Annotated in this window: 23 protein-coding genes and 1 tRNA gene; 6 read left to right on the top strand and 18 right to left on the bottom strand. The window is 72.5% G+C overall.

Features of this window, described 5'->3' with window-relative positions; all coding sequences use genetic code 11:
* Nucleotides 1-142 precede the first annotated feature (142 nt).
* Nucleotides 143-1,072, top strand: a complete 930-nt coding sequence (locus ACN269_RS24315) for a ribonuclease Z (protein ID WP_421474589.1) — start codon at nucleotides 143-145, stop codon at nucleotides 1,070-1,072.
* The gene (locus ACN269_RS24310; protein WP_421474588.1) at nucleotides 1,069-1,578 is read left to right on the top strand and encodes a GNAT family N-acetyltransferase; all 510 of its coding nucleotides are present in this window, start codon (nucleotides 1,069-1,071) and stop codon (nucleotides 1,576-1,578) included. The genes ACN269_RS24315 and ACN269_RS24310 overlap by 4 nt, the downstream gene beginning before the upstream one ends.
* Nucleotides 1,579-1,784: 206 nt before the next feature.
* On the opposite strand, the gene ACN269_RS24305 is transcribed toward ACN269_RS24310, so the two are convergent.
* Nucleotides 1,785-3,155, bottom strand: coding sequence for a cystathionine beta-synthase (locus ACN269_RS24305; RefSeq protein WP_421474587.1), 1,371 nt, complete (start codon nucleotides 3,153-3,155; stop codon nucleotides 1,785-1,787).
* Nucleotides 3,156-3,227: 72 nt separating this feature from the next.
* Entirely contained in the window at nucleotides 3,228-3,584 is a 357-nt protein-coding gene (locus ACN269_RS24300; RefSeq protein ID WP_421474586.1) for a YkvA family protein, read from the bottom strand.
* 151 nt (nucleotides 3,585-3,735) lie between these two features.
* On the opposite strand from ACN269_RS24300, the gene ACN269_RS24295 reads away from it, so the two are divergent.
* The 3 genes from ACN269_RS24295 to ACN269_RS24285 all read left to right on the top strand — a co-directional run bounded on the left by ACN269_RS24295 (nucleotide 3,736) and on the right by ACN269_RS24285 (nucleotide 6,935).
* Nucleotides 3,736-4,785 (top strand): SGNH/GDSL hydrolase family protein, encoded by a 1,050-nt coding sequence (locus ACN269_RS24295; protein WP_421474585.1) that lies wholly within the window; start codon nucleotides 3,736-3,738, stop codon nucleotides 4,783-4,785.
* A 20-nt stretch (nucleotides 4,786-4,805) separates the two neighbouring features.
* Nucleotides 4,806-5,594, top strand: a complete 789-nt coding sequence (locus tag ACN269_RS24290) for an SGNH/GDSL hydrolase family protein (RefSeq protein ID WP_421476535.1) — start codon at nucleotides 4,806-4,808, stop codon at nucleotides 5,592-5,594.
* A gap of 78 nt (nucleotides 5,595-5,672) precedes the next feature.
* Nucleotides 5,673-6,935, top strand: coding sequence for an acetyl-CoA C-acetyltransferase (locus tag ACN269_RS24285; RefSeq protein WP_421474584.1), 1,263 nt, complete (start codon nucleotides 5,673-5,675; stop codon nucleotides 6,933-6,935).
* Between the two features lie 73 nt (nucleotides 6,936-7,008).
* Here ACN269_RS24285 and ACN269_RS24280 read toward each other — a convergent pair whose 3' ends face one another.
* The 4 genes from ACN269_RS24280 to ACN269_RS24265 form a co-directional block, all read right to left on the bottom strand.
* Nucleotides 7,009-7,329, bottom strand: a complete 321-nt coding sequence (locus ACN269_RS24280; RefSeq protein WP_421474583.1) for a hypothetical protein — start codon at nucleotides 7,327-7,329, stop codon at nucleotides 7,009-7,011.
* Between the two features lie 31 nt (nucleotides 7,330-7,360).
* Nucleotides 7,361-8,122 (bottom strand): Bax inhibitor-1/YccA family protein, encoded by a 762-nt coding sequence (locus tag ACN269_RS24275; protein WP_421474582.1) that lies wholly within the window; start codon nucleotides 8,120-8,122, stop codon nucleotides 7,361-7,363.
* A gap of 134 nt (nucleotides 8,123-8,256) precedes the next feature.
* Nucleotides 8,257-9,072, bottom strand: a complete 816-nt coding sequence (locus ACN269_RS24270; protein ID WP_421474581.1) for a Bax inhibitor-1/YccA family protein — start codon at nucleotides 9,070-9,072, stop codon at nucleotides 8,257-8,259.
* 105 nt (nucleotides 9,073-9,177) lie between these two features.
* Nucleotides 9,178-9,261, bottom strand: a tRNA-Leu gene (locus ACN269_RS24265).
* A 100-nt stretch (nucleotides 9,262-9,361) separates the two neighbouring features.
* On the opposite strand from ACN269_RS24265, the gene ACN269_RS24260 reads away from it, so the two are divergent.
* A complete protein-coding gene (locus tag ACN269_RS24260; RefSeq protein ID WP_421474580.1) occupies nucleotides 9,362-11,203 on the top strand; it encodes a hypothetical protein in 1,842 nt (613 codons plus the stop codon).
* A 64-nt stretch (nucleotides 11,204-11,267) separates the two neighbouring features.
* On the opposite strand, the gene ACN269_RS24255 is transcribed toward ACN269_RS24260, so the two are convergent.
* The 12 genes from ACN269_RS24255 to ACN269_RS24200 form a co-directional block, all read right to left on the bottom strand.
* The gene (locus ACN269_RS24255; RefSeq protein ID WP_421474579.1) at nucleotides 11,268-12,599 is read right to left on the bottom strand and encodes an NAD(P)/FAD-dependent oxidoreductase; all 1,332 of its coding nucleotides are present in this window, start codon (nucleotides 12,597-12,599) and stop codon (nucleotides 11,268-11,270) included.
* A gap of 103 nt (nucleotides 12,600-12,702) precedes the next feature.
* Nucleotides 12,703-13,263 carry a hypothetical protein gene (locus ACN269_RS24250; protein ID WP_421474578.1) on the bottom strand — a complete coding sequence of 187 codons (561 nt, stop codon included), beginning with the start codon at nucleotides 13,261-13,263 and terminating at the stop codon, nucleotides 12,703-12,705.
* Nucleotides 13,260-14,690 carry a DUF58 domain-containing protein gene (locus ACN269_RS24245; protein ID WP_421474577.1) on the bottom strand — a complete coding sequence of 477 codons (1,431 nt, stop codon included), beginning with the start codon at nucleotides 14,688-14,690 and terminating at the stop codon, nucleotides 13,260-13,262. The genes ACN269_RS24250 and ACN269_RS24245 overlap by 4 nt, the downstream gene beginning before the upstream one ends.
* On the bottom strand, nucleotides 14,690-15,697 hold the full coding sequence (locus ACN269_RS24240) for an AAA family ATPase (protein ID WP_421474576.1): 1,008 nt from the start codon (nucleotides 15,695-15,697) through the stop codon (nucleotides 14,690-14,692). The genes ACN269_RS24245 and ACN269_RS24240 overlap by 1 nt, the downstream gene beginning before the upstream one ends.
* The gene (locus tag ACN269_RS24235; RefSeq protein WP_421474575.1) at nucleotides 15,697-16,281 is read right to left on the bottom strand and encodes a hypothetical protein; all 585 of its coding nucleotides are present in this window, start codon (nucleotides 16,279-16,281) and stop codon (nucleotides 15,697-15,699) included. The genes ACN269_RS24240 and ACN269_RS24235 overlap by 1 nt, the downstream gene beginning before the upstream one ends.
* On the bottom strand, nucleotides 16,278-17,081 hold the full coding sequence (locus ACN269_RS24230) for a DUF4129 domain-containing protein (protein ID WP_421474574.1): 804 nt from the start codon (nucleotides 17,079-17,081) through the stop codon (nucleotides 16,278-16,280). Before ACN269_RS24230 ends, ACN269_RS24235 begins: the two co-directional genes overlap by 4 nt.
* Nucleotides 17,082-17,101: 20 nt before the next feature.
* Nucleotides 17,102-17,842: a uracil-DNA glycosylase gene (locus ACN269_RS24225; RefSeq protein WP_421474573.1), complete on the bottom strand. Its 741-nt coding sequence runs from the start codon at nucleotides 17,840-17,842 to the stop codon at nucleotides 17,102-17,104.
* Nucleotides 17,835-18,518 carry a dienelactone hydrolase family protein gene (locus tag ACN269_RS24220; RefSeq protein ID WP_421474572.1) on the bottom strand — a complete coding sequence of 228 codons (684 nt, stop codon included), beginning with the start codon at nucleotides 18,516-18,518 and terminating at the stop codon, nucleotides 17,835-17,837. The genes ACN269_RS24225 and ACN269_RS24220 overlap by 8 nt, the downstream gene beginning before the upstream one ends.
* A gap of 201 nt (nucleotides 18,519-18,719) precedes the next feature.
* Nucleotides 18,720-19,223 (bottom strand): LppU/SCO3897 family protein, encoded by a 504-nt coding sequence (locus ACN269_RS24215; RefSeq protein WP_421474571.1) that lies wholly within the window; start codon nucleotides 19,221-19,223, stop codon nucleotides 18,720-18,722.
* A 131-nt stretch (nucleotides 19,224-19,354) separates the two neighbouring features.
* The gene (locus ACN269_RS24210) at nucleotides 19,355-20,347 is read right to left on the bottom strand and encodes an HAAS signaling domain-containing protein (protein ID WP_421474570.1); all 993 of its coding nucleotides are present in this window, start codon (nucleotides 20,345-20,347) and stop codon (nucleotides 19,355-19,357) included.
* Nucleotides 20,344-20,676 carry a PadR family transcriptional regulator gene (locus ACN269_RS24205; RefSeq protein WP_421474569.1) on the bottom strand — a complete coding sequence of 111 codons (333 nt, stop codon included), beginning with the start codon at nucleotides 20,674-20,676 and terminating at the stop codon, nucleotides 20,344-20,346. Before ACN269_RS24205 ends, ACN269_RS24210 begins: the two co-directional genes overlap by 4 nt.
* A gap of 68 nt (nucleotides 20,677-20,744) precedes the next feature.
* Nucleotides 20,745-21,677, bottom strand: a complete 933-nt coding sequence (locus ACN269_RS24200; RefSeq protein WP_421476533.1) for an exopolyphosphatase — start codon at nucleotides 21,675-21,677, stop codon at nucleotides 20,745-20,747.
* Between the last annotated feature and the right edge of the window lie 93 nt (nucleotides 21,678-21,770).

Genomic DNA, 21,770 nt, shown 5'->3' with positions numbered 1-21,770 from the left:
AGTACGACCGTCGAGACCGTGTGGCAGCGGTGCGGCGAATCCACGACAGCCACCCGACCCCCGGGGTGCCGGCTTTGTCCAGCCGGCCCACGCGACAGCGTGGAGCGCCCCGGGGGTCGCTCCATATCTGCGGGAGATCAGCGTGTCGATGCGCGAGCTGGTGATTCTCGGGACGGCCAGCCAGACCCCCACCCGGCAGCGCAACCACAACGGTTACGTGCTGCGCTGGGACGACGAGGTGATCCTCTTCGACCCGGGCGAGGGCAGCCAGCGTCAACTCCTGCACACCACCGTCACCGCCAGCGATCTGACCCGGATCTGTGTCACGCACTTCCACGGCGACCACTGTCTCGGTCTGCCCGGCACCATCCAGCGGCTCTCGCTGGACCGGGTCCCGCATCCGGTGGCCGTGCACTTTCCGGCGGGCGGCGCCGAGTACTTCGCCCGCCTGCGGCACGCCACCTCCTTCTACGAGAGCGCCGAGCTGGCGGTCACCCCGATCGAGACCGACGGGCAGCGGATCGCCCTGCGCTGCGGCACGCTGGAGGCCCGCCAACTGCGGCACCCCATCGAGACGTACGGCTATCGGCTCGTCGAGCCGGACGGCTGCCGGATGCTGCCGGAGAAGCTGGCCGCGTACGGCATCGCCGGCCCGGCCGTCGGCGAGCTGATCCGCGTCGGGCACCTGGACCTCGACGGGCGTCGCGTCACCCGGGACGAGGTGAGCGTGCCCCGACCGGGGCAGCGGTTCGCGTTCGTGATGGACACCGGCCTCTGCGACGGCGTGTACGCCCTGGCCGAGCACGCCGACCTGCTGGTCATCGAGTCGACGTTCCTGGAGTCGGAGGCCGCGCTGGCCGCCGAGGTCGGCCACCTGACCGCGGCGCAGGCCGCGCGGGTGGCCACCGAGTCGGGGGTACGCACGTTGGTGCTGACCCACTTCTCCCAGCGCTACTCCGATGCGCGCCGCTTCCACGACGAGGCCCGTGCGCACTTCGACGGCGATCTGGTCATCGCCGAGGATCTGACCACCGTGCAGGTCCCACCGCGCCGGGTAGCCTCGGCCAAGTGACTGTCACGCTCCGCCCCGCGACCGGTGACGACCTGATGGGCGTGGGTGCCCTGCACCAGCGTTCCCGGGTCGCGGCGTACTCCTCGTTCCTGCCGGCCGCGGCGTTGGCCGACCCGACGCCGGAGGCGATGGGGCGGTACTGGGTCGAGCGGTGGCAGTGGGAACGGGACACCCACCGGATGACCGTGGCGGAACGTCTCGGCGCGCTCGTCGGATTCAGCTACGTGGGGCCGGACGACGAGGACGACCCGACGACCGGACTGCTCAACGCGATCCACCTGGACCCGGCCGAGCAGGGGCGGGGCACCGGCCGCGCGTTGATGGTGGACGCGCTCGACGCCATGCGCGACCGGGGCTGGAGTCGCGCGGTGCTCTGGGTGCTGCGGGAGAACGCCCACGCCCGCGCGTTCTACGAGCGCGGCGGCTGGACCCCGACCGGCACGGAACGCGAGGAGCACATGGGCACCGCCCCCACGATCCAACTCCGTTACATGCGCCCCCTCTGAGCAGCGGCCGGCAGCGGAACGACCACCCTCAGCGCGGCCCAGCCGGGCACCCCATCCACCTCACCCAAAGCCTTTGCTCTGCTTCAGCGGAGGCAACAGTGACCGAGCGTTTCTGTTGCCTGGGTTGAAGCAGAGCAAAGGACGCGCGGGGTGCCCTGTGCCCCCGCAGGGGAAGCCTGCGGGGGCATTTCGCGGGGCGGTAGCAGCTAGTGGGCCCCGAGGTGGGACAGGAGGTCCTGGCGGGTCAGGACGCCCTTGGGCTTGCCGTCGACCAGGACGAGGGCGGCGTCGGACTTCTCCAGCAGGCCCACGGCCTCGCTGACCGGCTGGCCGCCACCGATCATCGGCAGCGGGTCACCCATGTGCCGCTCGATGGTGTCGTGCAGGTGGGCCTGGCCGGTGAACAGCGCGTCGAGCAGGTCCCGCTCGGCGATCGAGCCGGCGACCTCACCGGTCACCACCGGCGGCTCGGCCTTCAGCACCGGCAACTGCGAGACGCCGTACTCGCGCATGTAGTCGATCGCGTCGCGGACCGTCTCGGTCGGGTGCACGTGCACCAACTCGGGCAGGCCGCCCGGCTTGCTGGCCAGCGCGTCGGCCACGGTGGGCTCGGCGCCGGAGTTGTCGAGGAAGCCGTACCGGGCCATCCACGAGTCGTTGAAGATCTTCGAGAGGTAACCCCGGCCGCCGTCCGGCAGCAGCACCACCACGACGTCGTCCGGGCCGGCCTTGCGCGCCACCTCCAGCGCGGCCACCACGGCCATCCCGCAGGAGCCGCCGACCAGCAGCCCTTCCTCGCGGGCCAGCCGCCGGGTCATCTCGAACGACGCCTTGTCGGACACCTCGATGATCTCATCGGCGACGGCCCAGTCGTACGTCTCGGGCCAGAAGTCCTCGCCGACACCCTCGACCAGGTACGGCCGGCCGGTGCCGCCGGAGTAGACCGAACCCTCCGGGTCCGCGCCGATGATCTTCACCCGGCCGTCGGAGGCCTCCTTGAGGTACCGCCCGATGCCGGAGATCGTGCCGCCGGTGCCGACCCCCGCCACGAAGTGGGTGAGCCCACCCTCGGTCTGCTTCCACAGCTCCGGGCCGGTGGTCTCGTAGTGCGAGCGCGGGTTCGCCGGGTTGCTGTACTGGTTGGGCTTCCACGCGCCGGGGATCTCGCGGGTCAACCGGTCGGACACGTTGTAGTACGAGCGCGGATCCTCCGGGGCGACCGCCGTCGGGCAGACCACCACCTCGGCGCCGTACGCCCGCAGCACGTCCTGCTTGTCCTGGCTGACCTTGTCCGGGCAGACGAAGACGCACCGGTAGCCCTTGAGCTGGGCCACCAGGGCCAGCCCGACGCCGGTGTTGCCGCTGGTCGGCTCGACGATGGTGCCGCCGGGCTTGAGCAGGCCGGCCGCCTCGGCGTCCTCCACCATGCGCAGCGCGATCCGGTCCTTCACCGAGCCGCCCGGGTTGACGTACTCCACCTTGGCGAGCACGGTGGCCCGGATGCCCTCGGTGACGTTCCGCAGGCGGACCAGCGGGGTGTTGCCGATCATGTCGACGACGTTGTCGTAGTACTGCACGGTGTGCCCTTCGTTGCGGCGCCGGCGACGGCGGCCGGGCAGACGTATCCTCGCCGCCCAGCGTACGTGCCGTCAGTGCACCAGACCCCCGGGGATGACCGAGCTGCGCCGGGCCTCCCACTCCAGGAAGCGGTCGGTCTCGGAGAGCACGCTGCCCGCCAGCCAGGTGACCATGACCGCGTCGTCGGCCAGCCCGAAGATCGCCAACGGGATCTCCGGCAGCAGGTCGATGGGCGAGACGATGTACGCCGTGGCCGCCGTCATCAGGGCCAGTCGGAGTCCCCCGTCGTACTCCCCCTTGGCGGTGGCACGGATCATCCGGGGCAGTGCCGCCAGCCGGGCGCCCAGCGACGGCCCGCCGCGCGCCCCTGCCGCCAGTGCCCGCGCCAGGGCCGCGAACGCCGCGCTGCGCTTCAGTGTCTTCCCCATCGTCTCGCTCCTCTCCGCCGGATCAGCGTGGCGGGTCGGCGCAAGTCGGCCGGCCTCCACCGGACAGGTACCCCGTCTCGTCGGTTTCCAGGCACCCGTGATGCCGTGACGACGACAGCGGTGTGTCGGGCCGGCGCGATAATGTCGCCGTATGGGGGTGGCTGGTTCTGTCGTACCCGTTGGTCCGCGCTGGCGGCAGGCCTGGCGGATCGCCCGACTGGCGGCGATCGGCACGGGCGCCACCGCGGCGGCCGCGATGGCGACCGGCGGTGTGCTGCTCGGCCAGGCCCGCCAGGCCCGCCGCACCATTCCGATGGCCGAGGCGCCCCCGCCGCGCTGCGACGGGATGTACGGCGCGAAGTTCCCCGGCCCCCCGCTCACCATGGTCGTGCTCGGTGACTCGTCGGCGGCCGGCTACGGGGTGCACCGCCGCCGCGAGACCCCGGGAGCGCTGCTCGCCACCGGATTGTCCCGGCGGCTGCACCGGCCGGTGCTGCTGCGCCGGTTCGCGGTGGTCGGGGCGATCTCCGCGGCCCTACGACACCAGGTGGAGGCGGCGCTCGAGTGCTCCCCGGACATCGCGGTGATCCTCATCGGCGGCAACGACATCACCAACCGCACTCCGCGTGGCCTGGCCGTGCGTTACCTGGTCGAGGCGGTCCGTTCGCTGCGCGACGCCGGCTGCGAGGTGGTCGTCGGCACCTGCCCCGACCTCGGCGCGATCCGGCCGATCCAGCCGCCGCTGCGCTGGCTGGCGCACCGGTGGAGTCGCCAGCTCGCCGCCGCGCAGACGGTGGCCGTGGTCGAGGCGGGCGGTTGGACGGTGTCCCTCGGCGACCTGCTCGGCCCGCGGTTCGCGGCCGAGCCGCTGCGGATGTTCGCCTGGGACCGGTTCCACCCCTCCGCCGAGGGGTACGCCATGGCCGCCGCCGCCCTGCTGCCGACGATGTTGTCCGCGCTCGGTGCGGGGCAGGAACGACGGGTCACACCGGCACGGGGCGAGGGCGTACGGTCGCTGCCAGAGGCCGCGCAGGAGGCGGCCCGGCACGCCGGCACGGAGGTCAGCGGCACCCAGGTCCGGGGCCGCGACCGAGGGCCGGCCGGCCGGTGGGCGCAGCTGCGCCGCCGGGCGTTCTTCGGTGTGCAGGCGGCGCCGCAGGCGGGCTCCGCGGACACCTCGACAGTGGAGGGACTGGCATGAACGAGCGCAGCGAGCGGGACGTGACCGCCGGCTTCCCCGGCCGGCTGGGTCGGGCGGCGGCGCTCTCGCTGCTCGCCGGCACGGTGGGCGGCGCCGCAGTCCTGGCCGGCGAGGCGTTCGTCGCGCGGCACCGGCGCTACGCCCAGCCGGAGCTGGGGTTGGCGCTGCGCGCCACCATCGGCCGGGCCGAGGCCGCGCCGCTGCGCCTGGTGCTGCTCGGTGACTCGTCGGCGCTGGGTGTCGGCGTCGACCGCCTCGACGACACCATCGGCGGGCAGTTGGCCAACCTGCTCGCGGAGGGGCCGTCCGGTCGCCGGGTGCACCTGTCCAGCGTCGGTGTCTCGGGCTCCCGCTCCACCGACCTGGCCACCCAGGTCGCCCGTGCCCTGCTCGGCGAGCGGCCCGACGTGGCGCTGATCCTGATCGGCGCGAACGACGCCACCGGGCTGCGCCGGCCCGGCGAAGCGTCCGCCTACCTTGGGGCGGCGGTGCACCGCCTCCGGGAGGCACGGGTCGAGGTGGTGGTGGGCACCTGCCCCGACCTCGGGGCCGTACGTGCCATCGCGCCGCCGCTGCGGCAACTCGTCGGTTGGTCCGGTCGGCGGATGGCCCGCGCGCAGACCACGGCCGTGCTGGAGGCGGGCGGGACGGTGGTCGACCTGGCCACCGAGACCGGTCCGGTGTTCCGGGCCGACGCGGGCACGCTGTGCCACGACGGCTTCCACCCGTCGGCCGACGGCTACCGGGTGTGGGCGCACGCCCTGCTACCGGCCGTGGTGGCCGCCGCAGCGGTCGCCTCCCGACGGTGACGCCCGCCCGGCGAGGGTGACATTTCCCGCCGCGCCCGCTTCTTCCGCGCCATGTTACCGGCGGGTTAACGTTGGCCCATGCCGATTGAGTCGTCCCGCGACGCCGTCATCGTCGCTACCGCCCGCTCCCCCATTGGGCGGGCGCACAAGGGGTCCCTGCGCGATGTCCGCTCCGACGACCTCGCCGCGACCATCGTCCGGGCCGCCCTGGACAAGGTCCCCCAGCTCGACGCGAACACCATCGACGACATCTACCTCGGGTGCGGTCTGCCCGGCGGTGAACAGGGCTTCAACATGGCCCGGGTGGTGGCCACCCTGCTCGGCCTGGACACCGTGCCCGGCGCGACGCTGACCCGCTACTGCGCCTCGTCGTTGCAGACCACCCGGATGGCCCTGCACGCGATCCGTGCCGGGGAGGGCGACGTGTTCGTCTCCGCCGGGGTCGAGATGGTCTCGCGGTACGCCCGGGGCAGCTCCGACGGGCTGCCTCCGGAGGCGCAGGCGCTGGTCGGCGGCGGCTGGGAGAACCCACGCTTCGCGGCCGCCGCCGAGCGTTCGAAGCGCCGCGCCCAGGGCGGCGCCGAGGTGTGGACCGACCCGCGCGACAGCGGCGACCTGCCGGACATCTACCTGACCATGGGGCAGACCGCGGAGAACCTGGCCCAGGTGTACGACGTGACCCGCGCCGACATGGACGAGTTCGGCGTACGCAGCCAGAACCTCGCCGAGAAGGGGATCGCCGACGGCTTCTGGGCCCGGGAGATCATCCCGGTCACCACCCCGGACGGCACGGTGGTGAGCGCCGACGATGGTCCCCGACCCGGCGTCACCCTCGACGCGGTCGCCGGGCTGAAGCCGGTGTTCCGCCCGGACGGTCGGATCACCGCGGGTAACTGCTGTCCCCTCAACGACGGGGCTGCCGCCGTGGTGGTGATGAGCGCCCAGCGGGCCGAGGAGCTGGGCGTGACCCCGCTGGCCCGGATCGTCTCCACCGGCGTCACCGCGCTGTCGCCGGAGATCATGGGCCTCGGGCCGGTGGAGGCGTCCCGGCAGGCGCTGCGTCGGGCGGGCATGACCATCGACGACGTCGACCTGGTCGAGATCAACGAGGCGTTCGCCGCCCAGGTCATCCCCTCCTACCGCCAGTTGGGCATCCCGGAGGAGAAGCTGAACGTGATGGGTGGTGCCATCGCCGTCGGGCACCCGTTCGGCATGACCGGTGCCCGGATCACCGGCACCCTGCTCAACGCCCTCGAGTGGCACGACAAGACGATCGGTCTGGAGACCATGTGCGTCGGTGGCGGCCAGGGCATGGCGATGGTGCTCGAGCGGCTCAACTGACGGTCCGAGCGCGCCGGGCGCGCGACGACACCGGCCCGCACCGCGGCTCCGATCGCAGGGGCCGCCCGGCGACTCAGAGCGCGTTGCGGGTCGCCGTCACCTCGGCGGCGGCCCGCGCCAGCACGTCGGCGTCGGCCCCGGCGGCGAGTAGGTCGGCGGTCACCACCCGCAGTTGGTCGGGCAGGGCCAGGTCGTTGTCGAGCCGGGGCACGGTGCGACGTGGTTGCCCCTCGGCGTCGGCCGCGAGGTTGGCGACCTCCTGCACCAGCCGGTGCACCAGGTCGGCGCGGGAGACGTTGCCGGTGGTCGCGGTCGCGGCCCAGCGCGGCTGTTCCCAGTGCCCGACCTGGCCGACCAGCAACCGCACGGCCTGCTCCAACTCCGCTACGCTCACCGCGCCGAGTCTACGGCCGACGTGACGCCGGTCAGCGGCGCAGGTAGCTGAGCAACCGCAGCAACTGCCAGTAGAGGAACACCAGACCGGTCAGCAGACCGAACGCGCTCAGCCACGCGTACCGGCGGGGTCGACCGTCGCGCACCGAACGCTCGACCAGGTCGAAGTCGAGGATGAAGCTGAACGCGCCCGCGATGATCGCCACCACCGAGAAGGCGTACGGCAGCCAGCCGACCTGTCCGCTGGCGCTGTAGACCGCCAGCCCCGGACGACCGGAGATCAGGTACGACACGAGGTTGACCACGCTCAGCACGGCGATGCCGAGGAGCGTGCCGATCACCAGCCGGGCCAGTCGGGGCGTCGCGCGGATCACCCGGGCCCGGTACAGCGCGGCCATGCCGAGGAAGACACCGAAGGTGCCGGCCACCGCCTGCACCACGATCCCCGGGTAGACCTGCTCGAAGGTCCGGCTCGCCACCCCGAGCAGCAGCCCCTGGAGCAGCGCGTAGCCGACGATCGGCACCGGATTGGTGATCGCCCGCAGCGAGACGACCAGGACCAGCACGATCGAGGCCAGAGCGGTGCCGGCCAGGGCCGCGCCCAGCCATACCGCGTCCGGCACCACCGCCCAGGACATGGCGGCGGTCACCCCGGTGAGCAGGAGCAATCCGACGGTACGCACCACGACGTCGTCGACCGTCATCGGCTCGACGTCGCGGGAACTGACCACCCGGGACTCCAACCGGCCGGTCTCGTCCAGCCGGTTGAGCACCGGGTTGTTGCTGCGCACCATCGCCTCCTTCGCCCGTACCCCAGGAGATTCACTCTGCCCCGGACGGCCCGGCGGCGGCGGCGAAACGGCGCGGACGACGGCGCCCGCCCCCACGGCAGGTGGGAGCGGGCGCCGGTCAGCGGGTGCGGACGAGGTCAGTCGTCACCCTGGAAGTAGCTCAGCAGGCGCAGGATCTCGATGTAGAGCCAGACCAGGCTGACCAGGATGCCGAACGCGGCCACCCAGGAGTAGCGCTGGGGCAGGCCCATCCGGACGCCGTCCTCGATCTCCTTGAAGCTGAGCACGAAGCTCAGCGACGCGATGACGATGCAGACGAGGCTGAAGCCGATGGCCAGCTTGCTCCCGTCGCGCAGCCCGGTGTTGACGCCGAACAGCGCCAGCACCAGGTTGATCAGCATGACCGCGGCGAGGCCGATGATGGCCGTCGAGACGACCTTCACGAACATCGGGGTGGCCCGGATGATCTTCGCCTTGTAGACCATCGTCATCACGAAGAAGATGCCGAAGCTCGCCACGGCGGCCTGGAGCACGATGCCGTCGTAGCGCGTCTCGAACGCCTTGCTGACCATGCCGACGAAGACACCCTCGACGACCGCGTACGCGATGACGAGCGCCGGGTTGGCCATCCGGGAGAACGAGATGATCATGCCGAGGACCAGGCCGACCACCGCCGCACCGATCCAGGCAGCGCCGGTCAGCGCGTCGGGCACGAGGACCCAGGCGGCTGCGGCGGTGACGCCGAGGATGCCGAGCAGGGCGACCGTCTTGACGACCACGTCGTCCACGGTCATGGGCGCCACGGTGGGCGGTGCGGCCGGGTAGCCGGCCTGGGACGGGTACTGCTGCGGAATGCCGGGCTGTCCGTACGGCCCGGTCGGTGCGTACCCGGCGGAGCGCTCCCGCTCGGCCGCCTGGCCGAGCCGGGCGAGCACCGGGTTCGAGGTCTTCACTGTCTGGCCTCCCTCAGGGGGTCGTTTGCACGTGAACGTGCCCACCAAGAGTAAACTGCCCGACCCACTCCTGGTGATCACGAATGGGAACGCGGCCGTGGCGGATGGTGCCCGGGGCGGGGGTCGAACCCGCACGCCTTTCGGCAGCCGCTTTTAAGGCGGCCGTGTCTGCCGTTCCACCACCCGGGCGGGTGGCACCGCGTGTCGACACGCACGGTGCAGTGTCACCGTAGCCGGTCGGCGGCGACCCGGCGTACCCCGCCAGCTTGGCCACATTAGGGTCGATGCCGTGAGCAGCGCAGCCCGCACGGCCCCCGACACCGCCCCTGACCAGGCGGTCCGCCTCGCCGATCCGGTCGAGCGCGCGAGCCGGGCGGTACGGCTGCGCGCCGCCGTCCGCCGCCACCGGACGGATCTTCTGGTCGCCCTCGTGTGGGTGGCACTGGCCGGCTGGCTGACCCACGGGCTGTGGCCCGACCCGGGTGGGCGCACGTTGGCGCTCAACCCCGAGGACCAGACGCTCTACGAATGGTTCCTGGCGGTCGACGCACGAGCGCTGCTCGGTGACTTCCACCTGCTCACCGACCGGCTCAACGCCCCGGACGGCGTCAACCTGATGGCCAACACCACGATCATCGCGCTCGGGGTGCTCTGCGCGCCGGTCACCCTGCTGTTCGGTGCGCCCACCTCCTTCGCGCTGCTCGCCGCCGCCAACCTGGCCGGCACCGCCCTCGCCTGGTACCTGCTGTTCCACCGGACGATGCGCGTCCGCCGGCTCGCCGCCGCGCTCGGCGGCGGCCTGTGCGGCTTCGGCCCCGGCATGGTCTCGCAGACCAACAGCCACCTGCACATGACGGCACAGTGGCTGGTGCCGGTGATCGTCTGGCTGGTGGTACGGCTGCTGCGGGCGTCCGACCCCGGCGAGGGACGCGGCCAGCCCGCCGGCCCGGACCGACGGCGGATGATCAGCTCCGCGGCCGGGCTGGCCGCCGCCGTGACCGCACAGGTCTTCATCGGCGAGGAGGTGCTTTTCCTCAGCGCCGTCACGCTGCTGGTGATGGCGGTCGCCTACGCCTTCGCGGACCGGAACCTCACCCGGAGGGCGCTGCCCGGGTTCGCTGGCGGACTGGCCATCGCCGCCGGTCTGGCGATGCTGGTGCTCGGCTACCCGCTCTGGTTCCAGTTCGCCGGACCGCAGGGTGTCGCCGACGGGATGTTCAGCCCGGCCTACTTCTCGGCCGACCTGAGCAGCTGGTGGGCGGTCTCCCCGCTGTCGGTGGCCGGCAGCGAAGAGGCGTCCCGGCTCACCACCGGCCCGGCCGAGTACAACACCTTCCTCGGCTGGCCGCTGCTGCTGGTCACCGCCGCCTGCGCGATCTGGGCCGGGCGACGCCGGCTGGTCCTGGCGTGCGTGGTGGGGGCCCTCGTGATGGGCGCCCTCTCGCTCGGCCCGGAGGTGGTGCTCGGCGGCACCCGCACCGCGCTGCCCGGCCCGTACGCCCTGCTGGCCGGCCTGCCGGTGGTGGACGGCGCGCTACCGATGCGGTTCGGGCTGGCACTGCTCCCGATCGTCGCGACGGTGCTGGCCCTCGCCGTCGACCGGGCACTGGGCAGCACCGGGCGGGCACGTCGACTGGTGCCGCTGGCCGTCGTCGCGGCTCTGCTGCCGATCTTCCCGACCCCGCTGCCGACCGCCGGGCGGCCCACCCTGCCGGAGTTCATCGCCGGCGGGCACTGGCGGCAATGCGTCGAACCCGGTGGGGTGCTGGTGCCGGTGCCGCTCCCCACTCCCAAGGAGCCGTGGCCGATGCGCTGGGCGGCCGCCGCCGACGCCGGCTTCGGCCTGCCCGAGGGGTTCTTCATCGGCCCCTACGGGCGCGGCGGCACCGCCGCCATGGGCACCTTCAAGCAACCCACCTCGGCCCTGCTGGCCGACGTCGCCCGCCGCGGCGACCAACCGGCCATCGGTGACGAGCAGCGCCGGCAGGCCGCGAAGGACGCGGACTTCTGGGGCGCGTCCTGCGTGGCAGTGACCGACGACGCCCCGCACGCGGCGACCCTGAAGACCACCCTGGAGCAGCTCTACGGCCCGGCGACCAGGATCGCCGACGCGTGGACCTGGAAGGTCTGACACCCACCCGGACAGCACGAAAGGGCCTCTCCTTCCCGGGAGGGGCCCTTTCGTGACGAGTTCGTCAGACGCGCGGGGCGCCGACGGGCTGGGACGCCTCGACGAACTCCTCACGCGGGTCGTGCAACTGACCCAGCGCGACCACCTCACGCTTGAGGAAGAACGCCAGCGACCAGTCCACCACGACCCGGACCTTGCGGTTGAACGAGGGGATCCGGCTCATGTGGTACGTCCGGTGCATGAACCAGGCCGGCCAACCCGTCATCTTGATGCCGTACACCTGGGCGACGCCCTTGTGCAGGCCGAGGCTGGCCACGCTGCCGGCGTGCTTGTGCTTGTAGTCGACCGGCTCACGACCCCGGATCACCGCGACGATGTTGTCGGCCATCCGCGCCGCCTGACGCACCGCGTGCTGCGCGCTCGGCGAGCAGAAGTTGCCCGGCTCCTTGGTCAGGTCCGGTACGGCGGCGCAGTCGCCCGCGCTCCACGCGCCCTCGATCACCCGGTCACCGTCGACCACCTGGAGGGTGGGGATGCAGGTGACCCGGCGACGGTCGTCGCGCGGGAAGTCCGTCGCGTCCAGCATCGGCGACGGCTTCACACCCGCCGTCCACACGATCGTGTCGGACCGGAAGCTGTCCCCGTCGGAGAGCTTCACCACCCCGTCGACACAGGACTCCAGGCGGGTGTCCAGCCGGATGTCCATGTTGCGCTTCGTGAGCTGCTGCACCGTGTAGGCGCCCATGTCCCGGTCGACCTCGGGCAGCACCCGCTGGGTCGCCTCGACGAGCACCCAGCGCATGTCCTCCGGCTTCAGCTCCGGGTAGTAGCGCAGGGCGTCCCGGGCCATGTCCTCCATCTCGGCGAGCGCCTCGATGCCGGCGTACCCACCGCCGACGAACGTGAACGTCAACGCCGAACGGCGGACCTCCGGGTCCGGGGTCGCGGCCGCGATGTCCAGCCGGTCCAGCACGTGGTTGCGGAGGTAGATCGCCTCGCCGATGGTCTTGAACCCGATGCCCTGTTCGTGCAGGCCCGGAATCGGCAGCGTCCGGGACACCGACCCCGGGGCCACGATCACGTGGTCGTACGCGATCTCCCGGGCCGGGCCGACGATCGGCTGCACGGTCGCCACCTTGCGGTCGTGCTCGACGCGCGTGACAGTTCCCGCCACCACCGTGCACCGGCGCAGTTCCCGGCGCAGTGGCACCACGGAGTGCCGGGGGGAGATGTTCCCCGCCGCGGCCTCGGGGAGGAACGGCTGGTAGGTCATGTGGGGCTGGGGGTCCACGACGATGACCTCAGCCTCACGGGAGCTGAGCTTCTTCGACAGGCGCAGGGCGGCGTAGAGACCGACGTGCCCGGCACCCACCACAAGGATCCGCTTCGGATTCACGTCGTCTATCTTTCCCCGCCCGGCTCAGGTAATCCCGCTCGCGCCCCCCATCTGTGACGGAACACAACCCCTGTGACCTGCGTAACCCTGCCGCACCACGGGTTCACCTACGCCGCAGCAGCCAACCCAGCAACGCCGCGACACCCACCGCCACCAGCAACCCGAGCACGGTGACCCACTGGTGACCGGTCTCGCCACCCAGGCCCGCCACCTGCAACAGCAGCACCCCCAGCACGGCCGTACCCAACAGCACCGCGGCCACCCGCGACAGCCACCGGGTGATCAGTCCCGGGTCCACCACCCCGTCGTACGGCAGCAGCGCCGCCAGCGCGCACAGGGAGTGCCCCAGGTACAGCAGCGCGGCCACGGCGAGCAGCCGCCACAACGCCACCGGCCGGCCGTACCCGTCGGTGGCGAGCAGCCAGCCACCCGCCATCACCAGCGCCGCGAACGTCGGCAACACCCGGCGCGGGCCCACCGCCGGCAGCAGCGCGGCCACCGCCAGGAACAGCAGCGGCCGACCGGTCAACACCTCGGCGGGAAACGCCACCGCGAAGCCGACCAGCGTCGTGACGAAGATGGCGACCCGCACCAGCAGGGGTACGGCACTGATCCGGGTCACGGCGTCCTGAGCGGCCCGAACCCGCTCGGTGATGGCGTTCATCGGGAACCGACCCTGGGGGCCGTCGCCAGCCGGGCCACGTCCCGCAGCACCTGGTCCAGGCTGCCCGCGCCGGCCCAGCGCACCACCGGTACACCGTGCTCCCGGAGCTGCCCGATCATCGTCTCCCGGTCCAGTCGCCACAGGCGGTACGCCACCTCGGCCCACCCCCGGTCCTTCGGTGGATTCAGGTCGGCCGGCAACGTGTCGACCGCCACCACGAACCGGCCGGCGCGCGCCAGCCGTGCCAGCATCTGCGCCGACCGCTCGTCGAGCAGCGGGGTGAGGACCACCACCAACGCGTCCGAGGAGAGCAACTGCGGGCCGAAGACCTGGTCGTACGGCTCGTGCTGGGCCGCCTCGGCGCGTACGTCGAGCAGCCATTCCAACACCGTCAGGTACTGCCGGCGGCCGGCGGCGGGGCGCAGTCGGCGGGCGCCCGGCCCGTACTCCAGCAGCGACACCCGGTCACCCCGGTGCAGGTAGTGCTCGGCGATCGCGGCGGTGGCCCGCACGGTGGTGTCCAGTACGGACGCGGCACCGTCCACACCGCCGGAACGGCCCGCCTCGGCGAGCACGTCGAGCAGCACCACCACCTCGGCGTCGCGGTCGGACAGCGTCGCCGCCACGTGCAACTGCCGGGCGCGCAGCGACACCCGCCAGTCGACGCGGCGGAGCCGGTCGCCCGGGGCGAAGACCCGCACTCCGGCCAGCTCACCGCCCTCCCCGGGACGGCGGGAGTGGTGCGCGCCCACCAGACCGGCGGCGCGGGGCATGGCCTCCACCGCCTCGAACGGCTCGGTGCGCGGGTAGACCCGCACCCCGACCGGTTCGGTGATCACCGCCCGGGACACCAGCAGGCCACCCGCCGCCGCCACCCGCGCCCCGGCCGGGCCGACGGGGTGCCGACCCCACCGCAGAGCCCGCCCGGCCAGTTCCAGGTCCACCGCCGCGCCACTGGGCACCGACGTCACGAACGGCCGGTCGGCGGCCGAACGTCCCCGGCCGGAGGCGGGCGAGGCGGCGGTGGCCGGCGGCGCGACCGCGGGTTCGACACCGGCGAAACCGGCACGGGCGATTCGCAGCCACGGCGAGACCCGCGACCGCACCACCACCAGGTCGTAGTCGACCGTGTCGGGGTTGCCGACACTCACCGCCGCCGACACCTCGCCGCCCTCGACCAGCGGCCCGTCCTCGGCACTGGTGATCCAGACCTGCGGCAGCGCGGTGGGCCGGCGACGCAGCGCGTACGCGGTGCCCAGCGCGAACGGCGCCGCCAGCACGACGAGGTCGACCCGCCCCAGCAGTACCCCCGCCACCAGCAACAGGCCGGCGAGCAGCACGGCGCGACCGAGCGCGGGAGTGGGTGCCCAGCTGGCGCTCGACTCCGGCTCGGTAGCTCGCGGCGCGGACGCGGTCGGACCGGTCATCAGTGCCGGGGCCCGCCGGCCGCGTAGCTGGGCAGGGCACCGCTGGCCGGAGCCGGCGTCCCCTCCAACACCTCACCGACCACGAACGCCGGGTCGACGCGGCGCAGCCACATCTCGGGGCGCAGGGTGATCCGGTGGGCCAGCGCGGGCGCGGCGACGGCCTTGACGTCCTCCGGCACCACGTAGTCCCGGCCGTCGAACACCGCGCGTACCCGGGACAGCAGCAGCAACGCCAACGAGCCCCGCGGCGAGGCGCCGACCAGCACCGACGGGTGTTCCCGGGTGGCCGCCGTGAGCGCCACGATGTACCGCCCGATCGAGTCCTCCACCACCACGTCCTCCAGGGCGGCCTGCATGGCCCGCAGGGTGGCGGCGTCCACCACCGGTTTGATGTCCGCCTCCTCGCGGCGGCGGCCCATCCGACGGCGCAACACCTCCCACTCCTCCTCGTGCTGCGGGTAGCCGAAGGAGACCCGCAGCAGGAACCGGTCGAGCTGCGCCTCGGGCAGCGGATAGGTGCCCTCGTACTCGATGGGGTTGGCGGTCGCCAGCACGTGGAACGGCTCGTCCAACTTGTACGTGACGCCCTCGACCGAGACCTGCTTCTCCTGCATGGCCTCGAGCAGCGCGGACTGGGTCTTCGGTGGCGTCCGGTTGATCTCGTCGGCGAGGAGCAGGTTGGTGAAGACCGGCCCGGCCCGGAAGGTGAAGTCGCCGTTGCGCTGGTCGTAGAGGAAGGAGCCGGTGACGTCGGCGGGGAGCAGGTCGGGGGTGAACTGCAGGCGGCGGAAGTCCAGCCCGAGCGCCTGCGCGAAGGAGCGCGCGGTCAGCGTCTTGCCGAGACCGGGCAGATCCTCCAGGAGCACGTGCCCACCGGCCAGGATCCCGGCGAGGACCAGTTCCAACGCGTCGCGCTTGCCGACGACGACGGTGCCGACCGCGTCCAGGACGGCCCGCGCCAGGCGACCGACCTCGGCGGCGGGCATGCTCCGGTCCACGTCCTTCATCAGATCTTCTCCAGTTCGGCGACGATCACCGCGAGATCGCGCGGCGACGGGGGGCGTCGGGGCGGGGTTTCCAGGAACGTCCACAGCCGGTCGCCCAGCAGGGCGCGGGCGCGGACCGGATCCGACTCGCGGGTCACGGCGTGCTTCAGGCGAAGCCGCTCGTCGGTCAGTTCCGCGAGTCGGGGCAGGATCACCCCGGTGAAGCGTTCGGGTCGTGTGGTGGACCAGTCCAGCGGCAGTTCCCAGCCGTTGATCGCGGCGCGCAGCGCGTCCCGGGCACCCCAGTTCCAGGTGCCGTCGTCGTCCTGGGCGAGCCGGGCGCGGGACCTCGCGGCGGGTGGCGGTGCCAGCGCGGCGGCGACCCGGCGTACGGCGGACACCGCGAACACCCCCGCGATCAGGATCACCAGTGCGATCTGCAGGCCGACCGCCCGGAGACCGACGACGAGCACGGCGACCACTGCCGCGTTGCCGAGAAGGGCCCGGAACACCCGCCCGGCCCGACCGCCGGACTTCCGGTCGTCGTGCCTCGGCCGCTCCTCCTCGAAGGTGAGCAGGTCGTCGATGCTGGCGCTGCCGCTCATGCCGGCACCTCGGGTGGGCCCGTCGTCACGGTGGTGAGTTCGCCACGCAGGCGTCGCAGCGCGGCGCGGGCCTGGTCGCGGGTGCCCGCACGGACCTCACGCGTCGCGTACCGGGCCTCGCGGTAGACGTGCGCGAACTCGGCCAGCACGTCGGCGCTGACGATCGCCGGAACACCTGTCGACTCGTCGCCCCGCAACAGCCGGGTGACCAGGTCGGTCGGCGTGTCGCCGGGATGCCGGGGCACACCGGCGGCGGAGGCGGCCTCCTCCAGGCGTACCCAGCAGGCGATGACCGCGACCCGCGGATCGGTGGACTGATCGTCCAGCTCCACCAGGCCGGCGTCCAGGGCGGCGACCACTTCGCGGGCGGTGCCCTCGGCCGTACGCCGGGCCCGCTGCGCCGGTAGTGCCCGCGAGGTGCGGCGCAGCGCGCCGCGGAGCAGGATCCAGGTGAGGTAGCCGAGCACCGCGAGAATGGCCAGCCCGAGCAGGGCCACCGCCACGGTGGCGATCCACTGCGGGATGTGCGCCTGGGTGGCCTCGCCGGCGTCCCTCGGTTCGACGGGGATCGACGGAGACGGCACGTCCGTCGGATATTCCGGCACCCACGGCAATTCCGTCGCGGCCGGCGGGATCCGGCTGGCGCCGATCGACGAGTGGGCGGACGCGAGCGCGGCCGCCGCGAGCAGCGCCGCCACCGCGCCCACGGGCCACCAGCGGCGCAGCAGGCCGAGCACCGGGCGGACCACACCCGGCTCGGCGGGTGGCGACGGCGCGGGCGGGCGTGTTCCGATCGTCATCGCCACCACCCCACGCGTTCTCAGTCCACTTCGGCCAGCTGTTTGGCCCGGCCGAAGACGTCGTCCAACATCCCCGGTGTCAGCCGTCCGGTGAAGGTGTTCTGTTGGCTGACGTGGTAGCAACCGAGCAACTCCGGCACGGCCGCGCCGGACCAGTGTGCCCCATGGCCGAACGCGGGTCGCGGGCTGGGCGGGCGCTGCCCGTACACGTGGCGGAGCACCGGCCACCACGCGGCCCAGGCGAACGCGCCCAGCGCGACCACGACGCGCAGGGTGGGTCGGATCAGCGTGACCTCGCGGTGCAGCCAGGGAGCGCAGGTGTCCCGTTCATCCGGGGTCGGTTTGTTGTCCGGCGGCGCGCAGCGGACGGCCGAGAAGATCCGGGTGTCCCGCAGGGTGAGCCCGTCGTCGGCGGCGACGCTGGTCGGCTGGTTGGCCAGTCCGGCCCGGTGCAGGGCCGCGAAGAGCACGTCGCCCGAGCGGTCGCCGGTGAAGATCCGGCCCGTGCGGTTGCCGCCGTGCGCGGCGGGCGCGAGACCCAGGATGGCGATGCGGGCGTCACTCGGCCCGAATCCAGGCACCGGCCGACCCCAGTACTCCTGGTCGCGGAAGGCGGCCCGCCGCGTGCGGGCCACCTCCTCCCGCCACCCGACCAGCCGGGGGCAGGCGAAACAGTCGCTGACCGCCGCGTCGAGATCGGCCAGGTCCGCCGCCCGCGCGGCGCGGGCGACGACCTGATCGGGGGTACGGGACTCAGCCAAGTTTGGCCCGGAAGAGTTCGAGGGTGCGCGCCCAGGCGCTGGAGGCGGCGCGCTGGTCGAACGCCTCCGGCCGGTCGTCGTCGAAGAACCCGTGCGACGTGCCCGGGTAGTCGTAGACCTGGCAGGTGCCGCCGGCCTCCTCGACGGCCCGGCGTACGGCCTGCACACCCTCGTCGGTGGCGGTGCCGTCCTCATCGGAGCAGTGGATGATGGCCGCTTTGCCGGCGTAGTCGACCCAGTCGGAACGCATCGACTCCCACGACAGCGCGGGATAGAAGCCGGCGGTGGCCACGATCCGCTCGGAGCGGGTCGCCGACCTGAGGGCCAGGCTGCCACCGGCGCCGAATCCGACCGCGCCGACCTTGCCGGTGACCTCGCGACGCCCGGCGAGGTAGTCGGCGGCGTCCGCGACGTCCTTCGCCGCCTCGGCCATCCGCGACGCCAACTCGTGCTGCGCCTCGGCCGCCTGGCCGGTCGCCCCATCGTGTCGGAAGTTCGGGACGAGGGCGACGAAGCCGGCCTCGGCGAACCGGTCCGCGACCGACCGGATGTGCGGAACCAGGCCCCACGACTCCTGTAGGACGATGACTGCGGGGCTGGCCGTGCCGCTCGCGGGTATCGCGAGATACCCCTCGCTCGTGCCCCCGTTGCTGCGGTAGCTCACCATGTCGCCCATCGGCCGTCCTCCTAGCGGTCAGTCATCGTTGGCTGGTCGCCCAGTGGTCCTACGTGCCGGTAGCCTGCCACGCCGTCACCCCGGCCGGGAAGACGTCGGAACAGTGGCATTTACCTCCTGTTCGCCGGGTGGTGACGGCGGGTACACCGACGGCGGCGGGGAATGTTCCCCGCCGCCGTCATCGGTGCTTCAGGCGTGTTGTCAGGCCTTCTTGGTCAGGCAGAGCACGTAGCCCTTCTTGCCCGACTCGATGCTGTAGAAGACGTACCCCTCCTGGCCTTCCTTGAAGAACTCGTTGCAGGTGGTCTCGGACTTGGCCTGGGTCTCGGTCTGCCCGTCGATCCGGCCGACCACGTTGTACGCGGCGTCGGTGGAGGTGCACTCGACGACCTTGGCACCGTCGACCTTCTCCTCCTTGTCCCCCTTGATCTCGGGCAGCTCGGCGATGCAGTCGCCGGCCTTCGCGTCGGCGGTCTCGTCCTTGTTCACGAAGTTGCCGATGGCCGTGCCGAGGCCGAACTTCAGGCCGGCGATGACGAGGAAGATGACGATCGCGCCGATGATGCCGAGCGCCTTCTTTGCACCGGACTTGCCCTCCGGCTCGGCCGGCGGCGGCGTCTCGGCGGCCGGCTGGGCCGGCGTCTCGGCGGCCGGCTGGGCCGGCGCTGCGTCGGACGCGGGGGGCGGTGCGACCTGCTCTGACACGGGGGATCCTTCCGAGGGATGAATGAGCAGACGACACCGTAACGATCATTGATTTCCGGTGCCGTCCCGCTCACCTCGTCCGTTCAGCTATTTCCCAGGATCAGGTGCATGATGTGGTTCACAGCGGCCCCTCAGCTCGTCGGGGTCGGGGTCGGCTCGTTACTCGGCGTCGCGCTCGGACTCGCCGGAGTCGGCGTCTCCGTCGGCGTCGGCGATTCGCTTGTCGACGGCGTGCTGGTCGGCACCGCTCGCGCCCCGGGCATGTCCGGACCTCGGGGCGGCCCGAAGGGCGCCCGGTCGGGGCAGTACGGATACGGCCGCAACAGCGGGTTGTTGTACGCCTCGGCGGGGTCGAGACAGTCCGGGTAGCCGAGTCGGATGGGATTGCCGTTCTCGTCGAAGAGGCGCGCCTTCTCCACCAGCCGACCGTCGCTGTCGTAGACGAAGACGTCACGGATCCGGTCGTACGGGTTGTCGACCGAGGTCGGGTCGTAGCCGTAGTCGCCGTACCGCATCCGGTCCTCCGCCTGCACGAGGGCGGAGAGCGCGAAGACGACCAGCACCGCGCTGCCGACCTGCACCGCCGAGCGCGGCCAGCGAGCGAGTTGGGCCGAGCGGCGACCGAGCCAGATCGAGGCGAGCACGAACCCGATCAGCATGATCAGCCCGGCGAGCAACTCCCCACCGAAGCGGGGCAGCACCCCGAAGCTGCCGCCCGTGCTGATCACGGTGAGCAGCATGGCCGCCAGATAGCCGCGCACCACCCACCAGCCGGGGCGCAGCAGGCGGAGGAAGTCGCTGGCCGTCGTGTACCCCAGGGGTGGGCCGAGCCGGGAGTCGAGCGCGCGCAGCCGGCCGCGGACCCGGACCACGGCGGTGGCGACCCGCTGGTCGAGGTTGCGTCCACCGCCCTCGCCGACGCCGGCCGCCGCGCGCAGCTCGGCGGCGTACGTCTCCGGCTCGCCCAGCCGCTCGACGAGGGTGCCCTCGGCCTCGGCGGCGACCTCGGTGAGATGGTCGGCGAGGTCCTCGGTCAACTCGGTGCGGCGATCCGGCGGAAGATCGGCCAGAGCGGCCCGGACCCGCGCTACGTAGTCGGTGATCTCCTGCTCCGTGACGGTCATGCCGCCAGCCCCCGATCGTCGAGCAGCGTGTCCATGGTGGTGGCGAACGAGCGCCAGAGCTTGCCGGAGCGGGTCAGTTGGTCACGCCCGGCGGCGTTGAGCGAGTAGTACTTGCGGTGCGGGCCGGTCTCGCTCGGCACGACGTACGTGGTGAGCAGGCCGGCCGTGAAGAGACGGCGCAGCGTGCCGTAGACCGAGGCGTCGCCGATCTCCTCCAGGCCGGCCTCGCGGAGCCGGCGCAGGATGTCGTAGCCGTAACCGTCCTCCTCCTTGAGGACGGCCAGGACGGCCAGATCGAGCACGCCCTTCAACAACTGTGTGGTGTCCACGCATTGCACACTAGTGTGCAATGCGAAATAGCGTCAACGACTCGCCGATCGCGGGGTGTCGACCAGCCCTACGCGGCGTCGAGGCTCCAGGCGATGCCGTCGAGGATGTCGTGCTCGGACGCCACCACCGACGGCATGCCGGCCCGCTCCATGATCACGCGCAGCACCAGCGCCCCCGCGCCGATCACGTCGGCCCGCCCCGGGTGCATCACCGGAATCTCCAGCCGCTGCGCGCTGGTCCGCCCCAGCAGGTCCGCGGTCACCCGCGCGACCGCCTCGTACGACACCCGCGCGTGGTGGATGCGCTCCGGCTCGTACCCCCGCAGTCCCTCGGCGATGGCCACCACGGTGGTGACCGAACCGGCGAGGCCGACGAGGGTGGCCGCCTCGCGGCCGGGCACCGCCGCGAGCGCCCGGTCCACGACGGCGGCGATGTCGGCCTCCGCCGCCGCGACCTGCTCCGGCGTCGGCGGATCGCCCGCCAGGTGCCGTTCGGTCATCCGGACGCAGCCGATGTCCACCGAGATCGCCGACCGCACACCGGCCCGGTCACCGACCACGAACTCGGTCGAGCCGCCGCCGATGTCGACGACGAGGAACGGCTCCTTCGCGTCGGCCGGCAGCCCGCGCACCGCGCCCGTGAACGACAGCCGGGCCTCCTCGTCGCCGCTCACCACCTCGGGCGTGACGCCGAGGGTCTGCCGCACCATCTCGGTGAAGTCGGCGGCGTTGGCGGCGTCCCGCGAGGCCGAGGTCGCGCACATCCGTACCCGCTGGGCGCCCAACTCCTCGATGTCGGCGGCGTACGACGCCAGCGCCACCCGGGTCCGCTCGATCGCCTCCGGCGCCAGCCGGCCCGTCCGGTCCACGCCCTGCCCCAGCCGGACGATCTCCATCCGCCGGGTCACGTCGACGAGCGGGGCCTTCGGCCCGGCCGACTCCTCCGGCAGGTCGGCGACCAGGAGTCGGATCGAGTTGGTCCCGCAGTCGATGGCCGCCACACGCGTCGTCACCCGGCAACCCTACGACAGGCAACCACCCACGCCGGCTCGCGGCGGCCAGTCCCTGATGAGCGTGATGCCTCTGGGTCATCT

It is taken from the genome of Micromonospora sp. WMMD736 (assembly GCF_049179015.1).
Lineage (GTDB): Bacteria > Actinomycetota > Actinomycetes > Mycobacteriales > Micromonosporaceae > Micromonospora.
This window is presented reverse-complemented; position numbering and strand designations above follow the sequence as displayed.